The organism is Hydrogenophaga sp. RAC07, from assembly GCF_001713375.1.
GTDB lineage: Bacteria > Pseudomonadota > Gammaproteobacteria > Burkholderiales > Burkholderiaceae_C > Hydrogenophaga.
Genome location: NZ_CP016449.1, coordinates 280,025 through 301,408 on the forward strand (window position 1 = coordinate 280,025; position 21,384 = coordinate 301,408).

Sequence of the window (21,384 nt, forward strand, 5' to 3'; positions counted from 1 at the left end):
CACTTGCCGATGAGTCCATCCGCACTTTCTCCCTATCACCAGGAGCTCAGCGAGTTCCGGCTGTCCTACAGCAAGGCCGGTGCGATCGTCTCCATCGTGCTGGTGTTGATGGGCCTGGGGCTGGACTACACGCTGTATCCTGAAGCCTTCTCCACCTTGGCGCCCGCGCGCTTCGTGGTTGCCGTCCTGACGCTGGCCATCCTTGCGTTGCTGCACTCCAGCAAGGGGCTGGGCTGGGTGCGTCCGCTCACCCTGGTGTGGCTCTCACTGCCGCAGGTCATGATTGCCTGGATGATCTGGGTCACCGATGGCGTGAGTTCGATCTACTTCGTCGGCTTGCACCTGGCCCTGTATGCGACCGGCATCATCCTTCCCATCGCATTCATCGAGAGCCTGGCCTTTGGCCTGTTCACCTACGCGTTGTACGCCCTTGCCTGCTACTCCCACCCCTTGGGGCTGCAGGATTTCAACCGCTTCGCGGGCGTATCGCTCTTCATCCTGTTCTCGGCCACCATCAGTTCGTTCTGCACCTACTTCAACGAACGCGGTCGCTACAACATGTTCGCGCTGCAGCGGCAGGTGGCGGAAAAAAACGAAGCGCTGGTAAGGACGAATGCCGCGCTGGCCGAGGTCAAAGGCCAGCTGATCCAGCGCGAGAAGATGGCCGCCATCGGCACCTTGTCGGCCGGGCTGCTGCACGAGCTCAACAACCCGGTGAACTACAGCCTGATGGCGATCGACATGGGCCTGACCTGCCCGGGGGTGGAGGGCGACGCCATGCTCAAGGAGAGCCTGGGTGATGCGCGCGAGGGCATGCAGCGCATCCAGAACATCGTCTCCGACCTCAAGACTTTCGCGTATCAAAAGCCCGGTCAGGACGCGCAGCGCCCTTTTTTGCTGGGCAATGCGCTGCGCTCGGCCTTGCGGCTGGCCGGCTACGAGCTCAACGGCATCGACGTGCCGGTGGAGTTGCCGCAGGACACGCACGTGCTGGGCGACGAGCCCGCCATCATCGGTGTGCTGATCAACCTGCTGAGCAACGCCGCCCACGCCCTGCAGGCTGCCAAGCGTGAACAGCCGCGCATCGCCGTGACCGTGGTGGCGCGTGAGCAGCGTTTGTTTTTGTCGGTGCGCGACAACGGCACCGGCATCGCACCCGAGAACCTCGGGCGCGTGTTCGAGCCCTTCTTCACCACGCGCGATGTGGGTGCCGGCCTCGGGCTGGGCCTGAGCGTGAGCTACGGCATCGTGCAGCGCCACGGCGGCACGCTGGTGGTGGAGAGCGAGCTGGGCGCCTGGACCGAATTCACCTTTGATTTGCCGAGGCCCGCATGAACGCTGACGACACCGGTGCAGCGCGGGGCCTGTGGGGCCCGCATGCCGTCCTGATGGTCGATGACGAGCCTCAGGCCTGCAAATGGTTTGCCCGCCTCTACGGCAATGAGTTCACCGTGTTGACCGCCGCCAGCGTGGACGAGGCGCTCGCCCTGCTGAGCGAGCGTGGTCACGAAGTGGCGGTGCTGCTCACCGACTACGCCATGCCGGCGCGCGACGGCGTTGCCTTGCTGGGCGAGGTGCGGCGGCTCTATCCCCATGTGGCGCGGCTGCTGGTGTCGGCCTACGCCGACAAGGACGTGGCCATGTCGGCCGTCAACCAGGGCCAGGTGGAGAAGATCCTGGAGAAGCCGCTGGACGACGCGCTCACCCGCCAGGCGCTGCGCGAGGCGTTGGCGTCGAGCGTGCGCCGCACGCGCGAGCAGTCGCTGATCGCACGGCGCGAGTCGGCCCTGCGCGAAACGCTGGGCTTTCTGGCGCACGAGGTCACCTCACCCCTGGCCACCGTGCGCGGTTACCTCTCGGCGATGCGCGAGAACCACCGCGACCAGCCCGAGGCCAGCGGCGGCATGGCCTACATCGCCCAGCAAAAACCAGGCGATGTGTTGTTCATGATCGAAGCCGCGCAGCGGCGCGCCGAGTACGCGCAGTCGCTGGTGTCCACCTTCGTGCAGACCGCGCGCGATGCCAGCCGGGGCGACACTTCCGCCAGCCTGCGCGCCAGCGAACTGGTGTGCGCAGTGCAGGACGAATACCCCTTCGATGCCGGCGAGTCCGGTTGGCTCTCGGTCGAGCTCGAGCCCGATTTCACGCTGCCCGGGCGGCGCGACCTGCTCTACCTGGTGCTGTGCACGCTGGTCAAGAACGCGCTGATCGCATTGCGTGGCGATCCACCGGCCCAACCCCGGGTGCACATCGCCTTGCATCGCGTCGCCATGGTGCCGGGCTTGAGCCCGCAGCCGGCCGTGCGCGTGATCGACAATGGTCCAGGCATCGCGCCCGAGGTGCTGCAGCGCCTCACGCGCGAGCCTGTGACCACGCGCGCCGAGAGCGGTGGCAGTGGCATGGGACTGCTGTTTTGCCAGCGCGTGATGACCACCCTGGGCGGCGAGATCGCCGTGCACTCCCTCCAGGGCCAGGGCACCACCGTGACCCTTTATTTCCCACCGTCGACTGACGACACACCGGTCGAGGAGACCCGATGACACCCGCGAAGATTCTGTATGTGGACGACGAGGCCATGGCGTTGAAGTACTTCGAGCGCCTGGTCAGCCCGCTGGCCCCGGTGCTCACCGCCGGATCGGTGGAAGAGGGCCGAGCCGTGCTGCTGGCCCATGGGGCCGATGTGGCCGTGCTGGTGTGTGATCAACGCATGCCCGGTGAACGCGGCAACGAGCTGCTGCGCCACGCGCGTGAGTACTACCCCGGCATCGTGCGCATGCTGACCACCGCCTATTCGGAGCTGGGCGACGCGATCGAAGCCATCAACACCGGCGAGATCTACCGCTACATCAACAAACCCTGGGAGCTGGAGAGCCTGCGTGCCGACCTGAAGAACGCCCTGGAACTGGCGGCACTGCGCAGCGAGCGCGACGGCCTGATGCGCGACAAGCTGCTGGCCCAGCAAAGCCGGCTGCTGGCCAACCGGCTGGCCGCCTTGCTCATGGTGGGCTCCGCGGTGCACGTGGGTGCACACGACCAGGCCCTGCACCGATTCGCCGAAGCGGCGCGCGCCGTGGGTGGGGCCGAGCCGCAGGTGGACTGGCACCGGTGGGACCACGCCGATCTGCTGCAGGCCGAAGCGCTGCGCGGCGCGGCCATCGCGTCGTTGCTGCGCGAGGCGGTGCAGGTGCTGGGCCCACGCGTGGACCCCGCTGCCGCCTTGCCGGCGCTGGCGCGTTCGGTGGGTGGAGAGTTGAGCGGCGATGGGGTGTTGGTGGCCGATGCCTCGGTGTTCACCGCCTTGCTCGTCTCGCCCGCCGGCCAGCTGCCCACGGCGCCGCAATGTGCATGGCTGGCGTGGCTTCTCTGGCAGGACGGTCAGGCCCGCGTGACGCCTGCGCAGGGCGGCTGGCTGGTGCGACCGGCGGCGCCGGATGCCCTGCGAGCCGACTGGTTGGCCGACGCCATGGAACGCCTGGGCAAAGACCCGGCCTGAGACCGTCTGGCCGGCACGCTGGAACCAAGGCGGCGCAAAGCAGTCAGTCAGGCGCAGTCTGGCGTACGCTTGGCTCTGAACCTGTCGGGAACTTCATGAACATCCTTTCGCGCTCCCATCGAAACCCCCTGGTACCCACAGCCCGCCTGGCCGTGCTGCTCTGCGCGGGCGCGCTGCTGGGCGGCTGTGCGGTGGGCGTGGGGGTCGGCATTCCCGTCGGTCCGTTTTCCATCGGCGTGGGGCTGGGCTCGGGCGGTGTGAGCGCCGGTGTCAGCACCGGCGTGGGCCCGGTGGGCGTGGGTGTGGGCGTGAACCAGCGCGGTGCGGTGAGCGCCGGTGCCGGCGTGGGTACCAGCACCCCGATCGGCAACAGCAATGCACGGGTGGGCGTGGGTGTGGGAACCAGCACCACGATCTACGACCCCGACCGTGAGCGGGACCTGTACCGCCGCTGACCCGGTGTCGACGGCCGCAAAAAAGCCCGTCCGGCGATTGCCGGACGGGCTTTTTGCTGCGTGAGCCGAAGCGCTTACACCAGCGTGATCGTCACGTTGATGTTGCCGCGCGTGGCGTTGGAGTACGGGCACACCTGGTGCGCGGTGTCCACCAGGTCCTGGGCCACGGCGCGGTCCATGCCGGGCAGGCTCACGTTCAGACGGGCGGCGATGCCGAAGCCGGCCGGGATCGGGCCAATGTCGACTTCGGCGTCGATGGCGGCGTCGGCCGGCACGGCAATCTTCTTCATTCCGGCCACGTGTTTCATGGCACCCATGAAGCAGGCGGAATAACCTGCGGCGAACAGCTGCTCGGGGTTGGTGGCTGCGCCCGAACCGCCCATGGCTTTGGGAGGCGAGAGCTTGACGTCGAGCATGCCGTCGTCGGAACGGGATGTGCCTTCGCGGCCGCCGGTGGTGTGGGCGCGGGCGGTGTAGACGACTTTGTCGAGGTTGGTGGGCATGAAGGCTCCTGGTTGAGTTGCTTGCAACAAGCGGGTGGTGAAAGGGGTGGGTGAATCGGTGAACAGTCAGGCCATGAGGCGGTCGCGCAAGGCCTGCACCTGTTGAGTGAGCGCCATCGCTTCGGACAGCTTGCATTGCGAGGCGTCGAGCACACAGGCCGGAATGCCGGCCGCGCGGGCCTTGAGTTTTCGGCCCGCTGCGGTGAGGCGGATCAGCACGCGGCGCTCATCTTCCACGTCGCGCAGCCGAGTCAGCAGCTCGGCCGATTCCAGCCGCTTGAGCAGCGGGGTGAGGGTGCCGGAGTCGAGGTGCAGCCGCTGACCGAGGTCGGACACCGCGAGTCCGTCCTCTTCCCACAAGGCGAGCATGGCGAGGTACTGCGGGTAAGTCAGGCCGAGATCGTCGAGCAGTGGCTTGTAGAGCTTGGTCATGGCCAGTGAAGCCGAATAGAGCGCAAAGCACAGCTGGTGGTCGAGTCGCAGGGCTTGCTCGGCGGAAGGCAGGGAGCGTGAGGTCATGGCAGTATTATTGTGAGCAATTTAATTGTGTGCAGTTGAATTGCATAAAGGCAGTGCCGCTGTGGGGACTTTGGCGCCGGGTTTCAGGCACTTCGCTGCCGGGTGGTTCGGATTTCTCGCGGTTCTGTTCTGTCACATGGACTTGATCCCCTTGAAACGAAAGAGCTGAAAGCGGCTTGTTCGGCACGCAGGGTGGATTCCAGAAAATACTTCCAAAGAGAACATGTTCGGTCTCCTTTGCGCCGTTTATGGGAGTCCTGTTAAGCAAAAGATATTCATTGTGGCCGGAGCGCGGCAGGTTGGGGCGCACCCATGAAAAAACCCGCCGGATGGCGGGTTCTGGGCGGCGCAATGCGCGGGGCGAAGTCGCTTCAGGCGGCTTGCCGTGCACCCGACGGGCGACGCCGTGCCAGACCCATGCCGGCCAGGCCGATGCCGAGCAGGGCGAGCATGGCGGGCTCGGGCACGTCGTTGACGCGGACCTGGGTCAGCAGGTCTTGGCGGTTCTGGTTGTTTTTCCCCGCTGTGTTGTCGACCAGCACCACCAGGCCCTGGGCCATGGTGCCCGTGCCGTCCAGGCTGGAGAGCCACCGTTGGGCGAGGCTCTTCACGTCACCGCCCGAGGTGAGTTGGAAGTCACCTTTGGTCAGGTCCTTGTCGGTGCTGCCGAAGGCCAGCTCCCACAACGCGACCTGGAAAGCGGCTGCCGTGACGTCGCTGTTGACGAGACCGAAGTAACGACCCCAGAGCTCGCTGACCAGGTCGCTCACGGCGCTGTTGCTGGTGCTTTCAAGGCTCTTCACCTGATACGGGTTGTCGAACGGCGCCAGATTGACATCGGGCTCCAGGCAGAAGCTCAGGAACTGGGTCCAGCTGGTGCTCACGGCATTGCTCACATGCTGGTAGTCCAGCACGAACAGACCGGCATCGGCCAAGCTGGTGGTTGTCGGTTTGTTTTTGCCGCTGAGCGTGAAGCTCACAACGGTGTGCAGTCCGTTGGCGTCAGCGTTGGTGCCAGGTGTGAAAACGCTGCCTTCGCGGTTGTCGACGGTGACCTTGTCGCCCAACAGGAGGGGCGCTGCATGAACCTGGGTAAATGCGCCAAGGGTGATTGCCAGGGCGGCTGCGATGTGAGAGAGCTTCATTGGAACGTGTAGTGGTTGAGGAATGTGACCGTTGTAACCAAACGCACGAACCGGGCCCGCTTGGCCTTTTCGGGCTTCCAGAGCGTCTTCGGAGGCACGCGGGGCGCTACGCAGTCAAGACTTCCGTGTCGAAAGCCACAAGTGCTCGTGGCCCCGGGCTGGGCGTTCGCGTCGTCTCACCGGCCCCGGAAGGGAAGCTGTCAAAAAATCCGACATCCTTTGCGGAGTCAGCTCAGGCCATCAAAGGCTCGCCCTGCATTTCCTCGATCTGCTCCACCAGCATGTCCACCTGGCCCTGCCAGTAGTCGCGGCTGCCGAACCAGGGGAAGTTGATCGGGAAGGCCGGGTCGTCCCAGCGGCGCGCCACCCAGGCGCTGTAGTGGATGAGGCGCAGCGTTCGCAAGGGTTCGATCAGCGCGAGCTCGCGCCGGTCGAACGCGCGGAACTGCTCGTAACCGTCGACCAGCGCACCGAGTTGCTGCGTCTGCTGGCGGCGGTCGCCGCTGAGCAGCATCCAGAGGTCTTGCACGGCCGGACCGGTGCGCGCGTCGTCCAGGTCCACAAAATGCGGGCCGGCGCCGGGTTGGCCTTCGGGGGTCCAGAGGATGTTGCCGGGGTGGCAGTCACCGTGCAGGCGGATGCGTCGGATGCTGTCTTCGTCCAGCAGCGCGCCGGGTTGGAGCACCGGGTGGGCTTCGATCAGGGCCAGCGCCTCGGCCAACGCGGCCGACCAGGCGGTGCGCACCTCGGGCGCCACAGCGGCGTGTTCCATCAACCAGTCGCGCGGTTCGTGGGCGAAGCTGGCGGCGTCCAGCGCCGGGCGCACCTGGAACGGCTGGCTCGCGCCCACGCTGTGGATGCGCGCGAGGAAGCGGCCGATCCATTCGAGCACCTCGAAGTTGTCGAGTTCGGGCCGGCGCCCACCGCGGCGCGGGCTCACGGCAAAGGTGAAGCCGCCGAAGTGGTGGAGTGTTTCGCCCTGCACGCGCAGCGGTGGCACCGCCGGAACTTCGGCCGCCACCAGCTCTTCGGCAAAGGCATGCTCTTCGGCAATTTGTGCATCGCTCCAGCGCCCTGGGCGGTAGAACTTGGCCACCACCTGGTCCACGCCGTCCAGGGGCGACTCCAGGTGGATCTGGTACACGCGGTTCTCGAAGCTGTTGAGTGCGGCCATGCGCCCGTCGCCCCACAGGCCGATGCTGGCCAGTGCGTCCTGCACCACGTCGGGGGTGAGGGCGCTGTAGGGGTGGGTGCTGTTGTTGTCGGATGTCATGGGCCATTGTCGCCCTTGCCGAGGGGCCGATCGGCACAGCGCACCTATCATCGACCCATGGCAAAAACGAAATCTTCCCCCCGCGCCGCGCCGACGCTGCAGGAGCAATTGCCCGAGCTGCGCGAAGGGCAGTCGGTGGCCTTGCTGCAGGAGCTGCACATCCTCACCCGCGACGGCAAGCTCAACCAGGACACGCGCCGCAAACTCAAGCAGGTCTACCACCTGGTGCAGTTCATCGAGCCGCTGCTGGCCGAGGTGCTGGCGGCGCGTGGCGACGTGACTTTGGCCGACCATGGTGCGGGCAAGTCCTACCTGGGCTTCATCCTGTACGACCTGTTCTTCAAGGCCAAAACCACGGGCCGCGTCATCGGCGTGGAAACCCGGGCCGAGCTGGTGGAGAAGTCGCGCGCGCTGGCGGCCCAACTGGGCTTCGGGCGCATGGACTTTCTGGCCACCACGGTGCAGGAGGCGCTCACGCATCCGGGCCTGCCCGCGCGCATCGACGTGGTGACCGCGCTGCATGCCTGCGACACCGCCACCGACGATGCCATTGCCTTCGGGCTGGCCAAACACGCCAGCCACATGGTGCTGGTGCCGTGTTGCCAGGCCGAAGTGGCTGGTGTGCTGCGCCAGCACAAGGCGCTGAGCCTGTCGCGCTCACCACTGGCCGAGCTGTGGCGGCACCCGCTGCACACACGCGAGTTCGGCAGCCAGATCACCAACGTGCTGCGCTGCCTGCAGCTTGAAGCCAGTGGCTACAGCGTCACCGTGACCGAGCTGGTGGGGTGGGAGCATTCCATGAAAAACGAGCTGATCCTGGCCCGTAGAATGGCCGACGACCGACACGGTGCCCGCGATCGGGCGCGGCAGCGGCTGGTGCAGGTGCTCGATGAACTGGGCCTGCCGGAACTCAGGACGCGTTTTGCTGTCGATCAGGTCGCATCAGGTTTGTCCACAGTGACGACATGATTGTTCGCGGCGGCCCTTCGGGTCGCCTGTTTGCCATCTTCCCGGTGTACAAGTCAGCGCCACGCTGATGCCGGTTTGCCTGGTGATCCCAAGGTGCCTTGCACCCGGGAGCGCCATCCCACAGACCCCATCCTGGAGAGCCTGCCCATGGTCACCGATTTCGCTTTTCTGCTGCAGTCCATCGCCTGGCCGCTGGTGCTGCTGCTGGCCTGGTTTCTGGCCGAGCTGTGCTTCGAGCGCTGGCACATTCCGCGCGTCACCAGCTACGTGGCGGTGGGCCTCATTGGCGGCTTGATCAACCTGCCTGGCCTCACCACCGATGTGCCCGGTCTGCCGTTTCTGGCCAACGTGGCGCTCTCGCTGGTGCTGTTTGAACTCGGTTACCGCATCAACCTGCGCTGGTTTCGCCACAACCCGTGGATGCTGGCGCTCGGTGTGGTCGAGTCCTTCGTCACCTTTGGTCTCATCTACTGGGTCAGCGGCTGGTTTGATTTGCCGGTGGACCACCGCCTCATCATCGCGGCGCTCTCCATCTCGGCCTCGCCGGCCGGTGTGGTGCGCGTGGCCAACGAGCTGCGCAGCGCGGGGCAAGTCACCGAACGCGTGCTGCACCTGTGCGCCATCAACTGCATCTTGTCGGCCGTGGCGCTCAAGCTGGTGGTGGGTTACTGGACCCTCAGCACCTCGGGCGACCTGGTGATGGCGGCCTTTGGCAGCATGTACGTGGTGGCCACCTCGGTGGCCATCGGCGCGCTGATGGGCGTGGCCGTGCCGTGGCTGCTGCGCCAGCGAAACACGCACGAGCGCGGCGTCACGGTGGTGTTTGCCCTGGCCGTGTTGTTGCTCACCACCGCCGCCTACGGTCTCAAGCTCTCGCCGCTGCTCGCCGCGCTCTCGTTCGGCATCGTGGCGCGCGAGCGGCGCGTGCACCTCACCAACGCGCAGCGCGATTTCGGCACCGCCGGCGACCTGCTCTCGGTGTTCCTGTTTGTCTACATCGCCTCGCTGTTGAACTGGGCCGACGTGGGCGCCGGCATGCTCATGGGCCTGCTGCTGATCGCGGTGCGCACGGCCTCCAAGGTGGGCTGCAACCTGGTGGCCGCGCGGCTGTCGGGCATCACCGAGCGCAAGGGTGTGCTCACGGGGCTGGCGCTCACGCCCATGTCGGCGTTTGCCATTTTGTTGCTGGAGCAGACCCGCCTCTACGGCTTTGCGCCCGCGGTGGCGGTGCTCTCGGCCATGGCCGGGATGATGCTGGTGCAGGAACTGCTGGGGCCGGTGGTCACGCAGCGTGCGCTGATGACCGCCCAAGAAACCCACGTCACCAAGGAATAAGCCATGCCGTTGGAAACCTTCAAGTCGTCCGATTCGCTGACCATGGGCGTGGAGCTCGAACTGCAGCTCGTCAACACCTACGACCTCGATCTCTCCAGCAGCGCCAACGATTTGCTGGAGCTGCTCAAGCGCAAGCCGTTTCCGGGTGTGGTCACGCCCGAGATGACACAAAGCATGATCGAAATCGCCACCGACGTGCAGCGCGAACACGGTCCGCTGCTGGCGCAACTCCAGCAGATCCGCGACACGCTGGTGCGCGCCGGTGACCGGCTCAACATCGAGATCGCCGGCGGGGGCACGCACCCGTTCCAGCGCTGGTTCGAACAGCGCATTTTTTCCAAACCGCGTTTCCAGGAGCTCTCGGGCCTGTACGGCTACCTGGCCAAGCAGTTCACCGTGTTCGGTCAGCACGTGCACATCGGCTGCTCCAACGCCGACGAGGCGCTGTTCCTGCTGCACTCGCTCAACCGCTACGTACCGCACTTCATTGCGCTGTCGGCCTCGTCGCCGTTTTCTCAGGGCGTGGACACGCTTTTCGATTCGGCGCGGCTGAACTCGGTGTTCGCATTTCCCTTGAGCGGCCGAGCGCCCTTCGTGCTCAGTTGGGAAGAGTTTGCCAACGTGTACTTCACCAAGATGGAGAGCACCGGCGTGGTCAAGTCCATGAAGGACTTTTACTGGGACATCCGACCCAAGCCCGAGTACGGCACGATCGAACTGCGCGTGTGCGACACACCGCTCACGGTGGAGCGCGCCGCGGGTCTTGCGTGTTACTTGCAGGCGCTGTGCCGCCACCTGCTGGAGCGCAACGAGCCGCCGCCCGAAGAAGACGATTACCTCGTCTACACCTACAACCGTTTCCAGGCCTGCCGCTTCGGTCTGGACGGCATGATGGTCAATCCCAAGACGCGCGAGCAGATCAGCATCCGCGAAGACATTCTGGCCACGCTGCGCAGAACAGCGCCGCACGCCCAGTCGCTCAACTCCATGGCCGCGCTCGACGAGATCGAGCGCACCGCCGGCCGCGTGGGCAACCACGCCACCTACCTGCGCAACCAGTACAAGGAGAGTGGCAGCGTGCAGGCCGTGGTGCGCGCCAGCGTGGAGGCCCTGCGAACCGGGCCGTGATGCACCGGGTCGTGACTTTGTTCACGTCGGGCGTGTAGGTGTCCCGGACGCCGTGTCAGGCAACTTCTTACAGCGGGAATGGGGCTGCGCCGACTTAACGGCTCGAGGGGCCGCGAATACAGTTTGTTTCATCGACACCCGATTTGAAACATCCACCGCATTCCCCCAGGAGCCCACCATGTCCACCACGTCCAGCCGCCTCAACCCCTTCGTCCTCATGCTCGATCCGGAAGCCGTGATCCACGCCATGGAGACCAGTGCCAACCTGCGCGGCCTGCGCCAGCGCGTCTGCCGCCCGCTGGACAAGCCCCTGATCCCCAAGATTTTTGATGCCGCCCGCGACTTCGACGCCGTGATCGAGGCCGAAGAGTTCATGGACTCGGGCGCCGAGCTGTACATGGACGCCCAGCCAGCGCTGCAGACGGTTCATTGACGACTATTTGGCGAAGCGCTTGCGAGTCAAAGCAAGGGCCAGCCAGAACGCTGCCACGGTGTAGACCAGCAGCACGCCCGCATGCAGCCAAGGCTGCGCAGGCCATTGGTCCATGAAGAGCGGTCGCACCAGTTCCACCGCGTTGGTCAGCGGCAGCCAGTCGGAGAGGTGGCGCACCACCGCCGGCAATTGTTCCCGCGGAAAGAACACACCGGAGAGAAACATCATCGGTGTGAGGAACAGCGTGAAGTAGTAGGTGAAGAAGTCGTAGCCCTGGGCCAGGGCGTTGAACACCAGGGCAATGCACGAGAACGTGATGCCCACCCCCAGCAGCACCGGCCAGGCCAGCAGCAGTTTGGGGGAATGGCTGATGCCCAGCGCGAGCATCACGCCCATGATGGCCGTCACCGAAAACAAGGCCTTGAAGCCGGCCCACAGCATCTCGGCCAGCACCACGTCGTCCAGGCTCACCGGCGCGTTCATGATGCCGTCCCAGGTTTTCTGCACGTGCATGCGCGAGAAGGCCGAGTACAGCGCCTCGAAGCTGGCCGCATTCATCGCGCTCATGCAGATGCTGCCGCTGGCGAGAAACAGGATGTAGGGCACGGCCACCGCACCTTGCGGCGTGTTGATGGTGACTTGCCCGACCAGCGCACCCATGCCGTAGCCGAACGCCACCAGCCACATGAGCGGCTCGGCGATGTTGCCCACCAGGCTGGGGATGGCGAGCTTCTTCCAGACCAGCAGGTTGCGCAGGAAGACCGGCCACCATCGCATTGACACGCGAGGCGGTGACCAATGGGAAGGTGTTGCGGCCAGTGTCTGTGTGTTCATCATCTACCCGTCTTCTCGAATTTGCCGGCCCGTGAGCTTGAGGAACAGGTCCTCCAGGTTCGCCGGCCGGTGCAGCGTGCGCAGTTGCGGGTGTGCGCCCAGCGCTGCGAGCAATGGCATGGCCTGCGCGGTGTAGAAAAACACCGTCTCGCCGCTCACCTCCACCCGCGCGGCCAGTGCACGGATCGATGCGTGTTCATCGGCGTGCGCAATGGCCAGCGCGCCCTGGCCATACACCTCCACCACGTCCGGCTCCAGGTGCTGCGCAATCAGTTCGCGGGGCTTGCCTTCGGCGATCTTGCGGCCGTGGTCCAGCACCAGCAGGCGCGAGCACAGGCGCTCGGCTTCGTCCATGAAGTGCGTGGTCAGCAAGATGCTCTTGCCCTGCTGCAACAGCAGTTGCAGGCGCTCCCACATCAGGTGACGCGCCTGCGGGTCCAGGCCGGTGGTGGGCTCGTCGAGCATCAGCAGCTTGGGGTCGTTCACCAGCGCGCGCGCCAGCGACAGGCGGCGCTTCATGCCGCCCGAGAGTTCACCCGGTTTGGCCTGCGCCTTGTGCGAGAGCGCGGCGAATTCGAGCAGTTGTGGAATGCGTGCGCGCACCTGGGCCGCCGGCAGACCGAAAAAGCGGCCATAGACCAGCAGGTTCTCGGCGCAGTCGAAGTCGGGGTCCAGCGTGTCCATCTGGCTCACCACCCCGAGCTGCGACTTGATGGCCAGCGCGTCGCGCGGCATGTCCAGTCCAAATGCGGTGATGGTGCCGGTGTCGGGTGCGGTCAAACCCAGACACATGCGGATGGTGGTGGTCTTGCCCGCGCCGTTGGGCCCGATCACGCCCAGGCACTCACCGGGCTCGATGGCAAAACTCAGGTCGTTCACCACCGTGCTGTCGCCATAGCGTTTGAGGAGGTTGCGGCATTCAAACAAGGCTTGCGTCATGGTGCGGGATTGTGCCCGCCCAAGCGGGGCCCAAGGGGGTCGACCCCTACAATGCGGGGCTGCCCGTCAGGGTCTTGTCTCCACGCTTTCACCCACCCATGTCCCTCGCCGTTTCCCTGCAATACCTCTTCCCGAAGCGTGCGCTCACCGAACTTGGAGGCTGGGTGGCCAACGGCCGCTGGGGCGCCATCACGCAGTGGATCATCCGCCGCTTCATTCGCAAGTACGGCGTGAACATGGCCGAAGCCGCGAACCCGGACCCCACCGCCTACGGCAATTTCAACGAGTTCTTCACGCGTGCCTTGAAGCCTGGCGCGCGCCCGCTGGCCGACGCCGCCTTTGTGTGCCCGGTGGACGGCGCGATCAGCCAGTTCGGCGTGATCGCACGCGACCAGATCTACCAGGCCAAGGGCCATACCTACAGCACACGTGCGCTGGTCGGTGGCGACGCCGAGCTGGCGGGCCTGTTCGACCATGGCGCGTTCGCCACCATCTACCTCAGCCCCAAGGACTACCACCGCATCCACATGCCGGCCGGTGGCCGCCTGCGCCAGATGATCCATGTGCCGGGCGACCTTTTCTCGGTGAACCCGGCCACGGCGCAGGGCGTGCCCGGCCTGTTCGCGCGCAACGAGCGCGTGGTGTGTGTGTTTGACCTGCAGGTGGGTGAGACCACCGTGCCGTTTGTGCAGGTGCTGGTGGGCGCCACCATCGTGGGCAGCATGGCCACCACCTGGCACGGTGTGGTGAACCCGCCGCGCCCGGGTCAGGTGCGCACCTGGAACTACGACGACGCGCCGGTGGACTTTGCGCGCGGCGACGAGATGGGCCGCTTCCTGCTCGGCTCCACCGTGGTGCTGCTCTGGCCGCGCGACACCGTCAGCTTCAACCCCGACTGGGCGCCCGGCAACACCGTGCGCCTGGGCGAAGCCATGGCCAACGCCCTCTGAATTTCTTTCTTCCTGGAGCCCCCACATGACCACGCTCGGCACCCCGCTGTCCCCTTCGGCCACCAAGGTCATGCTGCTCGGCTCGGGCGAACTCGGCAAGGAGGTGCTGATCGCGCTGCAGCGCCTGGGGGTGGAAACCATCGCGGTGGACCGCTACGAGAACGCACCCGGTCAGCAGGTGGCGCACCACGCGCGCACCATCACCATGAGCGATCCGTCGCAACTCAAGTCGCTGATCGAGGCCGAACGCCCGCACCTGGTGGTGCCCGAGATCGAAGCCATTGCAACGCCCATGCTGCAGGAGCTGGAAGCCGCCGGTGTGGTGCGTGTGATTCCCACGGCGCGCGCCGCGCGCCTGACCATGGACCGCGAGGGCATTCGCCGCCTGGCGGCCGAGACGCTGGGCCTGCCTACCAGCCCCTACCAATTTTGCGATTCGCTGGAAGAACTGCAGGCCGCGATTGATGGTGGTATTGGTTATCCCTGCATCGTCAAGCCGGTGATGAGCAGCAGCGGCAAGGGCCAGAGCAAGATCGATGGCCCGGCCGACGTGCAAAAGGCCTGGGACCACGCCATGTCGGGTGGCCGCGTGGGCCCGGGCCGCATCATCGTGGAAGGTTTCATCGACTTCGACTACGAAATCACCCAGCTCACCGTGCGAGCGCTCGGTGCCGACGGGCAGATCGAAACCCATTTCTGCGACCCCATCGGCCATGTGCAGGTGAGCGGTGACTACGTGGAGAGCTGGCAGCCGCATCCCATGACGCCGGCGGCGCTGGCCGAGTCGCGCCGCGTGGCCCAGGCCGTGACCGACGACCTCGGTGGTCAGGGGCTCTATGGCGTGGAGCTGTTCGTCAAAGGCGACCAGGTCTGGTTCAGCGAGGTGAGCCCGCGCCCGCACGACACCGGCATGGTGACCATGATCACGCAGTGGCAGAACGAGTTTGAACTGCACGCGCGCGCCATCCTGGGCCTGCCCGTGAGCACCGCGCTCAAGAGCCCGGGCGCCAGCGCCGTGATCTACGGCGGCATGGACGCCACCGGCATCGCCTTCGACGGTATGGACGACGCCCTGCGTGTGCCGCAGACCGAAGTGCGCCTGTTCGGCAAACCCGAGAGTTTCACCAAGCGCCGCATGGGCGTGGCGCTGGCGTTCGACGCCGACGTGGAAACGGCGCGCACGCGCGCCAAGCAGGCCGCTGCGCTGGTGAAGCCGCGCGCCGCCTGACGCGTGTTCAGTGCAGGGCGCTGGCCGCTGTGCGGACGATGTCCTGCTCCACCTCACCGCCGTTGAGCGACACCGTGCGCTGGGCCCAGTGGCCGGCGCTGGCCTGCTGGGTCACCAGCACCACCGTGATCAGGTGCTCCGTGTTGAGCGTGCGCAGCAGACCGCCGATGTGCGGGCACAAGGGTTGGTCCGAGGGCCGGCTGGCGCTGTCCACCAGCAACACGCTGGGGTTGCACACCAGGGCACGCGCAATGGCGGCCTTGCCATGCTGCGTCCTGTCCAGCTCGTCGGGCATCTTGTGGCCTTGGTCTTCCAGACCCACCAAGGCCAGCGCGCGCATGGCGGCCGAGTGGCAACGCTCGGCCGACAGGCCACGGTACATCAAGGGCAGGGCCACGTTGCCTTGCAAGGATGTGCTGCGCAGCAAATGGAACTCTTGTGGCACGAAACCGAAAAAGCGCCGCCGCAGCCACAGGCGCTGCTCGGTCGACAGGGACTGTTCCGGCACGCCTTGAAAGCGGTAGCCGCCGCTGGTGGGTGCTTCCAGCAGGCCCAGCATCTTCATCAAGGCCGATTTGCCCGATCCGCTGGGCCCGACGATGGCGGCGAACTCGCCCCGGTGGATGTCCAGATCGACCGAGCGCAAGGCTTCGCGGGGGCTGCTGCCCTTGTCGTAGAGCTTGCCCGCGCCCGTCAGGCGCATCAGCGGCAGTGACGCCGTTGGCCGGGTTGCGGGTGGTTGCTTCATGTCCGAGATATTGAAGTCAAGGTTCATGGGGCGCAGCTTACGCAGTGCCTTCGGTTCACTCCGTTCGGAGCCGTACGCATGCGCGTAAATTTTTTTTCGGGTCGGGTGCATCCAGATGCCGTTCTGGGGCGTAGTGGTAGCAGTGGCGTTGAATTTGCGCCGCTGCCCACAAACCACTTCCGAGGAGTTTTCCCCATGATGATCAAGTCCACCCTGGCCGCCGCTGCCGCCCTTGCCCTGACCGCCTGCGCCACCGGCCCCGCGCCCATGATGTATTCGCAAGCCATGCTGCCCGCCTCGGTGCAGGTGCCCATGGGCCACAAAGTGGTCATGGAAACCGTGGGCGCTGGCGACATCACCTACGAATGCCGCGCCAAGGCCAACATGGCCGGCCAGTTCGAATGGGTCTTCGTCGGTCCCGATGCCAAGCTGATGGACCGCGCCGGCAAACAAGTGGGCACCTACTATGGCCCCCCCGCCACCTGGCAGAGCAACGACGGCTCCAAGTTCACCGGCACGCAAGTGGCCGTGGCCCCGGCCGGCGCCGGTGCCATCCCGCTGCAGCTGGTGAAAGCCAACCCCGCCATGGGCATGGGCGCCATGACCGGTGTGACCTATGTGCAGCGCGTGGCCACCGTGGGTGGTGTTGCGCCGGCCATGGCCTGTGGTGCCACCAACATGGGCAGCAAGCAGATCGTGAAGTACCAGGCCGACTACATCTTCTACAAGGCCGTCTGATGATCGCTGGCCGGCGTCGTGTGGCGCCGGCCAGCCGGTCGAGGCAGACCCTCGGGTACCATCGTCGGCAACCCTGCCGGGTATCTCTTCAACGAGGTGCCCGGCGTCCGATCGATCCGCTGGTCCGACCGACGCCCGTGCCCTCCCACGATCCCACGCCTTTCGATCACAACGCCGCGCTGGCCGCTTGCGCGCGCGGCGACCAGGGCGCCCTGCGGCGACTCTACGAACGCGAACACCGCTTCTTGATGGGCGTGGCCCTGCGCATCGTGCGCGACCGCGCCGCCGCCGAAGACGTGTTGCACGACGCCTTCATGGCGATCTGGAACCGGGCCTCCACTTTCGACCCCAACCGGGGTGAAGGCCGCGGCTGGATGTGCAGCATCGTGCGCAACGGCGCACTCAGCGCGGTGCGCGCCAATGCCCGCACCGTGTCGGTGGACGAAGAACTTCTCGACGATTTGCAGAACGCCGAACTCCAGGCCGCACCCGACATGCTCGACGCCTTTTCCATGCGCTCCACGCTGGGGCAGCTCGACCACTGCCTGGAACGGCTCGACGTGGCCAAGCGCAACTGCGTGCTGCTCGCTTATCTGGACGGATGCACCCACGCCGAGATTGCCGAACGCCTGAGCGCTCCGCTGGGCTCGGTGAAGGCGTGGATCCGCCGGGGCATGGCTTCGCTCAAGGAGTGTCTGGCATGAGCTTGGACCCTCTTCAGCAGCTCGCGGCCGACTACGTGCTCGGCACGCTGTCCGCTGGCCAGCGCATTGAGGTCGAGGAGCGCCTGCCCAGAGACGCCATGTTGCGCACCGCCGTGCAGCAGTGGGAAGCCAAGCTGCACCCCCTCACGCAACTGGTGGAGCCGGTCGAGCCTTCACCCGCGCTGTGGCAGCGCATTGAAAAGAGCCTGCCGACGAAACCCCGTGCTGCCCCCGCGGCCGGGCCGGCCGGCTTGAGCCGCTGGTGGCACAGCGTGGCCTTCTGGCGCTTCGCCGCTGCCACCGGCTTTGCCGCCGCCAGCGTCATGGCCATCGCACCCACGGTGGGACTGTTCGCGCCCGCGCGCCCCCAATACATGGTGGTGCTGGTGGCCCCGCAAGGCACGGCGCCCGGTTGGGTGGTGCAGGCCAGCAGCCCGCAGCGCCTGAAACTGATTCCCGTGGCGCCCGAGCCCGTGCCCGCGCAGCGCTCGCTGCAGTTCTGGACCAAGGCCGACAGCTGGAGCGCGCCGGTGTCGCTGGGACTGGTGGAGCCGGGCAAGCCCATCGAGATCCCGCTCGACAAGCTGCCCCCGATCGAACCCAACCAGCTGTTCGAGATCACGGTCGAGCCCTACAACGGCTCACCCACCGGACGGCCCACCGGGCCGATCCAGTTCATCGGGCGGTCGGTGCAGCTCTGAGTGGCTTGTTCAGGGAGTGCTCGGCCTCAGCCAGTCCGAGCATGAGCTCGGCGAAGGATGGCGGCTCGGACATGAACATCGGCCGCATCGTTGCATAGTCCCGAGCCAGGGCATCCTGACGCGCTCGAGGTGGAACCAGCCGAAAGCTCCCATGGTGCGCCAGGTCGTAGCGCGCCCAACCCCGTGCGAACACGCGACTCTTCCAGTCCACCACCCGGTCGCATTGGGCTTTGTCGGCAAGAAATGCGGTGGCCTGTGCATGGCCCAGCAGCTTCACCATGTCGAAATAGTGGCGCGCATACCGGTCGGGCGTGGGCGACTCGGGTGGGCGGTGAAACTCCGCGTGAAGGATCGTCGCCTTCTCCCAGAAGGTGCGTTGCAGTGCCAGTGCCGTCACCGTGCAGTTCCATTTTTCAAACAGCTGGGGGAACGCATCGGCCAGCAGCGGGCGCACCGGTTGAACCTCGGTTGGCTGCTGGTCAGTGAGCGTGCCCAATTCCAGCTTCACCTCGCGCACCACATAGGCGAAGCCGCCAAGCTGCGTGGTGGGGTAGGCGAAATAGATGATGGGCGACTTCGCGTCCACGTCCAGTTCGTAGCGCAGCCATTGGCCCGTTGGTGCCTTGCCCAGCCGCTGCGCAATGGTCTGCTCCAACAGTGGCAATACCACCGCCTGTGCCTTCTCGGCGCACAGGCGCTGCATGTCGAGCACCGCTGCGTCGCGCTTGCCTCGGCTGCCCAGCGCATCGAAGGCTGCCGCGTCCGCGCCCACGAACTCGGGCAGCAGGCAGAGATCGATGTCTTCCGAAAACCGGTCGATCACGCCGAACACTTTGGACAGCGAGGTACCACCCTTGAACACCAGGTGGGGCGCCAACTCGGAGTTGGCAAAAAGCAGGCCCAGCAACCAGGACACCCAGAAGTCCTTTTCCAGAATCACGGCCTGACCCGCACGTCCCGCCGCTGCTTGTTCGAACGCGAGCGCTCGACGCTCGGGTGGCAACGCGAGAAAACGCTCGGCCAGATTCACGCGCCATCTCCTCGCCGGGTGCTGGTGGTTCTGGTTTCGTCGACGCGGGCCACTTCGCGCAGCAGGGGCCTCATCCATGCAGGTGCCAGTGCCAGGTCTTGTAGCACCTTGGTGCGCTCCTCGGCCGGCAGGTTCTGGCGCAAGCGCTGAAGGCGCGTGGGCGTGATGTGCGGCGCTCCCAGACTCTTGAAGGCCTGGATCAGCAGCCCGCTCAAACGGCCGGCCGCCGCCATCTGGCGCGGCGTGGTGCGTTTGAAGCTGATCTTCATGGGTCCAGCTTCCACCGTGCGGCTGATGCCGTCGGTGAGCAGCAAAACCTGGGCTGGGACTTGCTCCGACATGCCCAGCAAGTTGGCTGCGTACACGCCTGCGGGCTGCGTGCGGATGCGGTCTTTGCCCGCCACCGCCTTCACGATGGCGTCCACCGACGGCCACAGTGTCCCCAACATTTCGTCTTTGCGTGGCTTGTCGTAGAGACCGCGAGACAGGCGCCGCAGTTCACCACGCGCGGCCATGCGCTGCAGCGCTTTGTCGATCGCCGAGCGGCTGCCCAGGGTCGCAAAACTGTCGGGCGTGAACACGGTTCCCCTGGCCGAGCGGTGAACTTGCTGGGCAACCCGGGATTCGACGCTGTCGGGAGAAACGGAGCGTGGCATTGCGCGCATTGGTGTCATTTATTTGTCCGAAAAATAGCATGTTTTTCGGACAAATAAAAGCGCTGCCCCCCGTGAATCACTGAAACGCCACCTCCGCAAAACTCCGCAGCTTGCGGCTGTGTAGCTGGTCCGGCCCGCCCTCGCGCAGGATGTCGATGGCGCGGATGCCGATGCGCAGGTGTTGGTCCACGCGCTCTCTGTAGAAGTGATTGGCCATGCCGGGCAGCTTGATCTCGCCGTGAAGAGGCTTGTCGCTCACACACAGCAGGGTGCCATAGGGCACGCGGAAGCGGAAGCCGTTGGCGGCGATGGTGGCGCTTTCCATGTCGAGCGCCACGGCGCGCGACTGTGAAAACCGGCGCTGTGGCTTGTTGTCGGGCAGCAGTTCCCAGTTGCGGTTGTCGGTGCTGGCCACGGTGCCGGTGCGCATGATGCGTTTGACTTCGGCCGGCGCCACGCCGGTCACGTCAGCCACGGCCACTTCCAGCGCCAGCTGGATTTCGGCCAGCGCGGGAATCGGCACCCACAGCGGCAGCTCTTCGTCGAGCACGTGGTCTTCGCGCACATAGGCGTGGGCCAGCACGTAGTCACCGAGCTGCTGGCTGGTGCGCAGGCCGGCGCAGTGGCCGAGCATGAGCCAGGCGTGCGGGCGCAGCACGGCGATGTGGTCGGTGATGGTCTTGGCGTTCGCCGGGCCCACGCCGATGTTGACCATGGTGATGCCGCTGCGGTCGGCGCGCATGAGGTGGTAGGCGGGCATCTGGGGCAGGCGCGGTGGTGGGTGGCCGAGCTGGTCGATGGCTTCGGCGGCCAGGCCGGCGCGGCGCATCACCACGTTGCCGGGCTCCACAAACGCGATGTACTCGCTGTCGGGTTTGGCCATTTCTGCGTGGCCGAGCTTGATGAACTCGTCGATGTAGAACTGGTAGTTGGTGAACAGCACGAAGTTCTGGAACCACTCGGGCGCGGTGCCGGTGTAGTGGCGCAGGCGCTGCAGGGAATAGTCCACGCGCGGCGCGGTGAACAGCGACAGCGGGTGTGCTTCGCCGGGCCGGGGTTCGTGGGTGCCGTTGGCGATGCCGTCGTCCATGGCGGTGAGGTCGGGCAGGTCGAACACGTCGCGCATCAGGGCGCGGCGCGCCACGTCCAGGCTGCCTTCCACGTGGTCGTGTTCGGCGAACGAGAAATGGATCGGGATGGGCTGGGTGCTGGTACCGATTTCCAGCTCACCCCCGTGGTTGGCCAGCAGCAGGCGGAACTGTTCCAGGTAGTAGTCGCTGTAGAGGTCGGGGCGGGTGAGTGTGGTCTCGAAACGGCCGGGGCCGGCCACGAAGCCGTAGCTCAGGCGGCTCAGCGGCAGGCTGCTGCTGCCCTGGCGCGACACGCTGTGGGTGTGCAGCCGCACGTAGGGGTAGCAGGCGCGCACGCGGGTGTGGGTGAAGTCGCCACCGCCCACAAAGTCGCGCATGGCCTGGCGCAGGAATTCCACGTTGTCGTGGTAGATGCGCTGCACCTGGCGCAGGGCAGCGGCCGGTTCGTTGAGGAAAATCGGAGCGGTAAAGTCGGGTGTCTTGTGCATGGGGCTTATTGTGGCTGTGCACCA

22 protein-coding genes and 1 pseudogene are annotated in these 21,384 nt (G+C 65.9%); 13 read left to right on the forward strand and 10 right to left on the reverse strand.

The features are described 5' to 3' along the window. Positions 1 to 9 precede the first annotated feature (9 nt). From BSY239_RS01240 to BSY239_RS01255, 4 genes and pseudogenes are all read left to right on the forward strand, one after another. A complete protein-coding gene (locus BSY239_RS01240; RefSeq protein ID WP_069045233.1) occupies positions 10 to 1,335 on the forward strand; it encodes a sensor histidine kinase in 1,326 nt (441 codons plus the stop codon). Continuing rightward, the gene (locus BSY239_RS01245; RefSeq protein ID WP_069045234.1) at positions 1,332 to 2,540 is read left to right on the forward strand and encodes a hybrid sensor histidine kinase/response regulator; all 1,209 of its coding nucleotides are present in this window, start codon (positions 1,332 to 1,334) and stop codon (positions 2,538 to 2,540) included. The genes BSY239_RS01240 and BSY239_RS01245 overlap by 4 nt, the downstream gene beginning before the upstream one ends. After that, the gene (locus BSY239_RS01250) at positions 2,537 to 3,493 is read left to right on the forward strand and encodes a response regulator (protein WP_069045235.1); all 957 of its coding nucleotides are present in this window, start codon (positions 2,537 to 2,539) and stop codon (positions 3,491 to 3,493) included. The genes BSY239_RS01245 and BSY239_RS01250 overlap by 4 nt, the downstream gene beginning before the upstream one ends. A gap of 95 nt (positions 3,494 to 3,588) precedes the next feature. Then, positions 3,589 to 3,924 (forward strand): annotated as a pseudogene (locus BSY239_RS01255) (hypothetical protein); the annotation flags it as partial. A gap of 98 nt (positions 3,925 to 4,022) precedes the next feature. Here BSY239_RS01255 and BSY239_RS01260 read toward each other — a convergent pair. The 4 genes from BSY239_RS01260 to BSY239_RS01275 form a co-directional block, all read right to left on the reverse strand. Further along, on the reverse strand, positions 4,023 to 4,451 hold the full coding sequence (locus BSY239_RS01260) for an organic hydroperoxide resistance protein (protein WP_069045237.1): 429 nt from the start codon (positions 4,449 to 4,451) through the stop codon (positions 4,023 to 4,025). A 66-nt stretch (positions 4,452 to 4,517) separates the two neighbouring features. Next, positions 4,518 to 4,970: a MarR family winged helix-turn-helix transcriptional regulator gene (locus BSY239_RS01265; protein WP_069045238.1), complete on the reverse strand. Its 453-nt coding sequence runs from the start codon at positions 4,968 to 4,970 to the stop codon at positions 4,518 to 4,520. 371 nt (positions 4,971 to 5,341) lie between these two features. Then, a complete protein-coding gene (locus tag BSY239_RS22665; RefSeq protein WP_083239745.1) occupies positions 5,342 to 6,115 on the reverse strand; it encodes a PEP-CTERM sorting domain-containing protein in 774 nt (257 codons plus the stop codon). 232 nt (positions 6,116 to 6,347) lie between these two features. Next, a complete protein-coding gene (locus BSY239_RS01275; protein ID WP_069045240.1) occupies positions 6,348 to 7,388 on the reverse strand; it encodes a serine/threonine protein kinase in 1,041 nt (346 codons plus the stop codon). A gap of 57 nt (positions 7,389 to 7,445) precedes the next feature. On the opposite strand from BSY239_RS01275, the gene BSY239_RS01280 reads away from it, so the two are divergent. The 4 genes from BSY239_RS01280 (at position 7,446) to BSY239_RS01295 (ending at position 11,253) form a co-directional block, all read left to right on the forward strand. Further along, positions 7,446 to 8,357: a class I SAM-dependent methyltransferase gene (locus BSY239_RS01280; RefSeq protein ID WP_069045241.1), complete on the forward strand. Its 912-nt coding sequence runs from the start codon at positions 7,446 to 7,448 to the stop codon at positions 8,355 to 8,357. A gap of 147 nt (positions 8,358 to 8,504) precedes the next feature. Beyond that, complete coding sequence (locus BSY239_RS01285) at positions 8,505 to 9,692, forward strand: cation:proton antiporter (protein ID WP_069045242.1); 1,188 nt, start codon at positions 8,505 to 8,507, stop codon at positions 9,690 to 9,692. 3 nt (positions 9,693 to 9,695) lie between these two features. Next, positions 9,696 to 10,820 carry a YbdK family carboxylate-amine ligase gene (locus BSY239_RS01290; RefSeq protein WP_069045243.1) on the forward strand — a complete coding sequence of 375 codons (1,125 nt, stop codon included), beginning with the start codon at positions 9,696 to 9,698 and terminating at the stop codon, positions 10,818 to 10,820. 178 nt (positions 10,821 to 10,998) lie between these two features. Next, complete coding sequence (locus BSY239_RS01295; RefSeq protein WP_069045244.1) at positions 10,999 to 11,253, forward strand: hypothetical protein; 255 nt, start codon at positions 10,999 to 11,001, stop codon at positions 11,251 to 11,253. Between the two features lie 3 nt (positions 11,254 to 11,256). Here BSY239_RS01295 and BSY239_RS01300 read toward each other — a convergent pair whose 3' ends face one another. Both BSY239_RS01300 and BSY239_RS01305 read right to left on the reverse strand, forming a co-directional pair. Continuing rightward, positions 11,257 to 12,090, reverse strand: coding sequence for an ABC transporter permease (locus BSY239_RS01300; RefSeq protein ID WP_442905755.1), 834 nt, complete (start codon positions 12,088 to 12,090; stop codon positions 11,257 to 11,259). Beyond that, positions 12,091 to 13,026: an ATP-binding cassette domain-containing protein gene (locus BSY239_RS01305; protein ID WP_069045245.1), complete on the reverse strand. Its 936-nt coding sequence runs from the start codon at positions 13,024 to 13,026 to the stop codon at positions 12,091 to 12,093. A gap of 98 nt (positions 13,027 to 13,124) precedes the next feature. Here BSY239_RS01305 and asd point away from each other — a divergent pair, with 98 nt between their 5' ends. Together asd and purT are read left to right on the forward strand one after the other, a co-directional pair. Then, positions 13,125 to 13,976 (forward strand): archaetidylserine decarboxylase, encoded by an 852-nt coding sequence (gene asd / locus BSY239_RS01310; RefSeq protein WP_069045246.1) that lies wholly within the window; start codon positions 13,125 to 13,127, stop codon positions 13,974 to 13,976. Positions 13,977 to 14,001: 25 nt separating this feature from the next. Further along, positions 14,002 to 15,204: a formate-dependent phosphoribosylglycinamide formyltransferase gene (gene purT / locus BSY239_RS01315; RefSeq protein WP_069045247.1), complete on the forward strand. Its 1,203-nt coding sequence runs from the start codon at positions 14,002 to 14,004 to the stop codon at positions 15,202 to 15,204. Between the two features lie 7 nt (positions 15,205 to 15,211). Here the strand turns inward: purT and BSY239_RS01320 are convergent, their stop codons facing one another. Then, a complete protein-coding gene (locus BSY239_RS01320; RefSeq protein ID WP_172823055.1) occupies positions 15,212 to 15,979 on the reverse strand; it encodes an ABC transporter ATP-binding protein in 768 nt (255 codons plus the stop codon). Between the two features lie 168 nt (positions 15,980 to 16,147). On the opposite strand from BSY239_RS01320, the gene BSY239_RS01325 reads away from it, so the two are divergent. The 3 genes from BSY239_RS01325 to BSY239_RS01335 all read left to right on the forward strand — a co-directional run bounded on the left by BSY239_RS01325 (position 16,148) and on the right by BSY239_RS01335 (position 18,095). Next, the gene (locus BSY239_RS01325) at positions 16,148 to 16,690 is read left to right on the forward strand and encodes a DUF3455 domain-containing protein (RefSeq protein WP_069045249.1); all 543 of its coding nucleotides are present in this window, start codon (positions 16,148 to 16,150) and stop codon (positions 16,688 to 16,690) included. Between the two features lie 137 nt (positions 16,691 to 16,827). Further along, positions 16,828 to 17,394 (forward strand): sigma-70 family RNA polymerase sigma factor, encoded by a 567-nt coding sequence (locus tag BSY239_RS01330; protein WP_069045250.1) that lies wholly within the window; start codon positions 16,828 to 16,830, stop codon positions 17,392 to 17,394. Then, positions 17,391 to 18,095, forward strand: coding sequence for an anti-sigma factor (locus BSY239_RS01335; RefSeq protein WP_069045251.1), 705 nt, complete (start codon positions 17,391 to 17,393; stop codon positions 18,093 to 18,095). Before BSY239_RS01330 ends, BSY239_RS01335 begins: the two co-directional genes overlap by 4 nt. Here the strand turns inward: BSY239_RS01335 and BSY239_RS01340 are convergent. The 3 genes from BSY239_RS01340 to BSY239_RS01350 form a co-directional block, all read right to left on the reverse strand. Next, on the reverse strand, positions 18,070 to 19,125 hold the full coding sequence (locus BSY239_RS01340) for a nucleotidyl transferase AbiEii/AbiGii toxin family protein (protein WP_172823056.1): 1,056 nt from the start codon (positions 19,123 to 19,125) through the stop codon (positions 18,070 to 18,072). The two genes, BSY239_RS01335 and BSY239_RS01340, sit on opposite strands and share 26 nt — an antisense overlap. Beyond that, positions 19,122 to 19,781, reverse strand: a complete 660-nt coding sequence (locus BSY239_RS01345; RefSeq protein WP_069045252.1) for a DUF6088 family protein — start codon at positions 19,779 to 19,781, stop codon at positions 19,122 to 19,124. Before BSY239_RS01345 ends, BSY239_RS01340 begins: the two co-directional genes overlap by 4 nt. Positions 19,782 to 19,857: 76 nt before the next feature. Next, the gene (locus BSY239_RS01350) at positions 19,858 to 21,360 is read right to left on the reverse strand and encodes an AMP nucleosidase (protein ID WP_069045253.1); all 1,503 of its coding nucleotides are present in this window, start codon (positions 21,358 to 21,360) and stop codon (positions 19,858 to 19,860) included. Between the last annotated feature and the right edge of the window lie 24 nt (positions 21,361 to 21,384).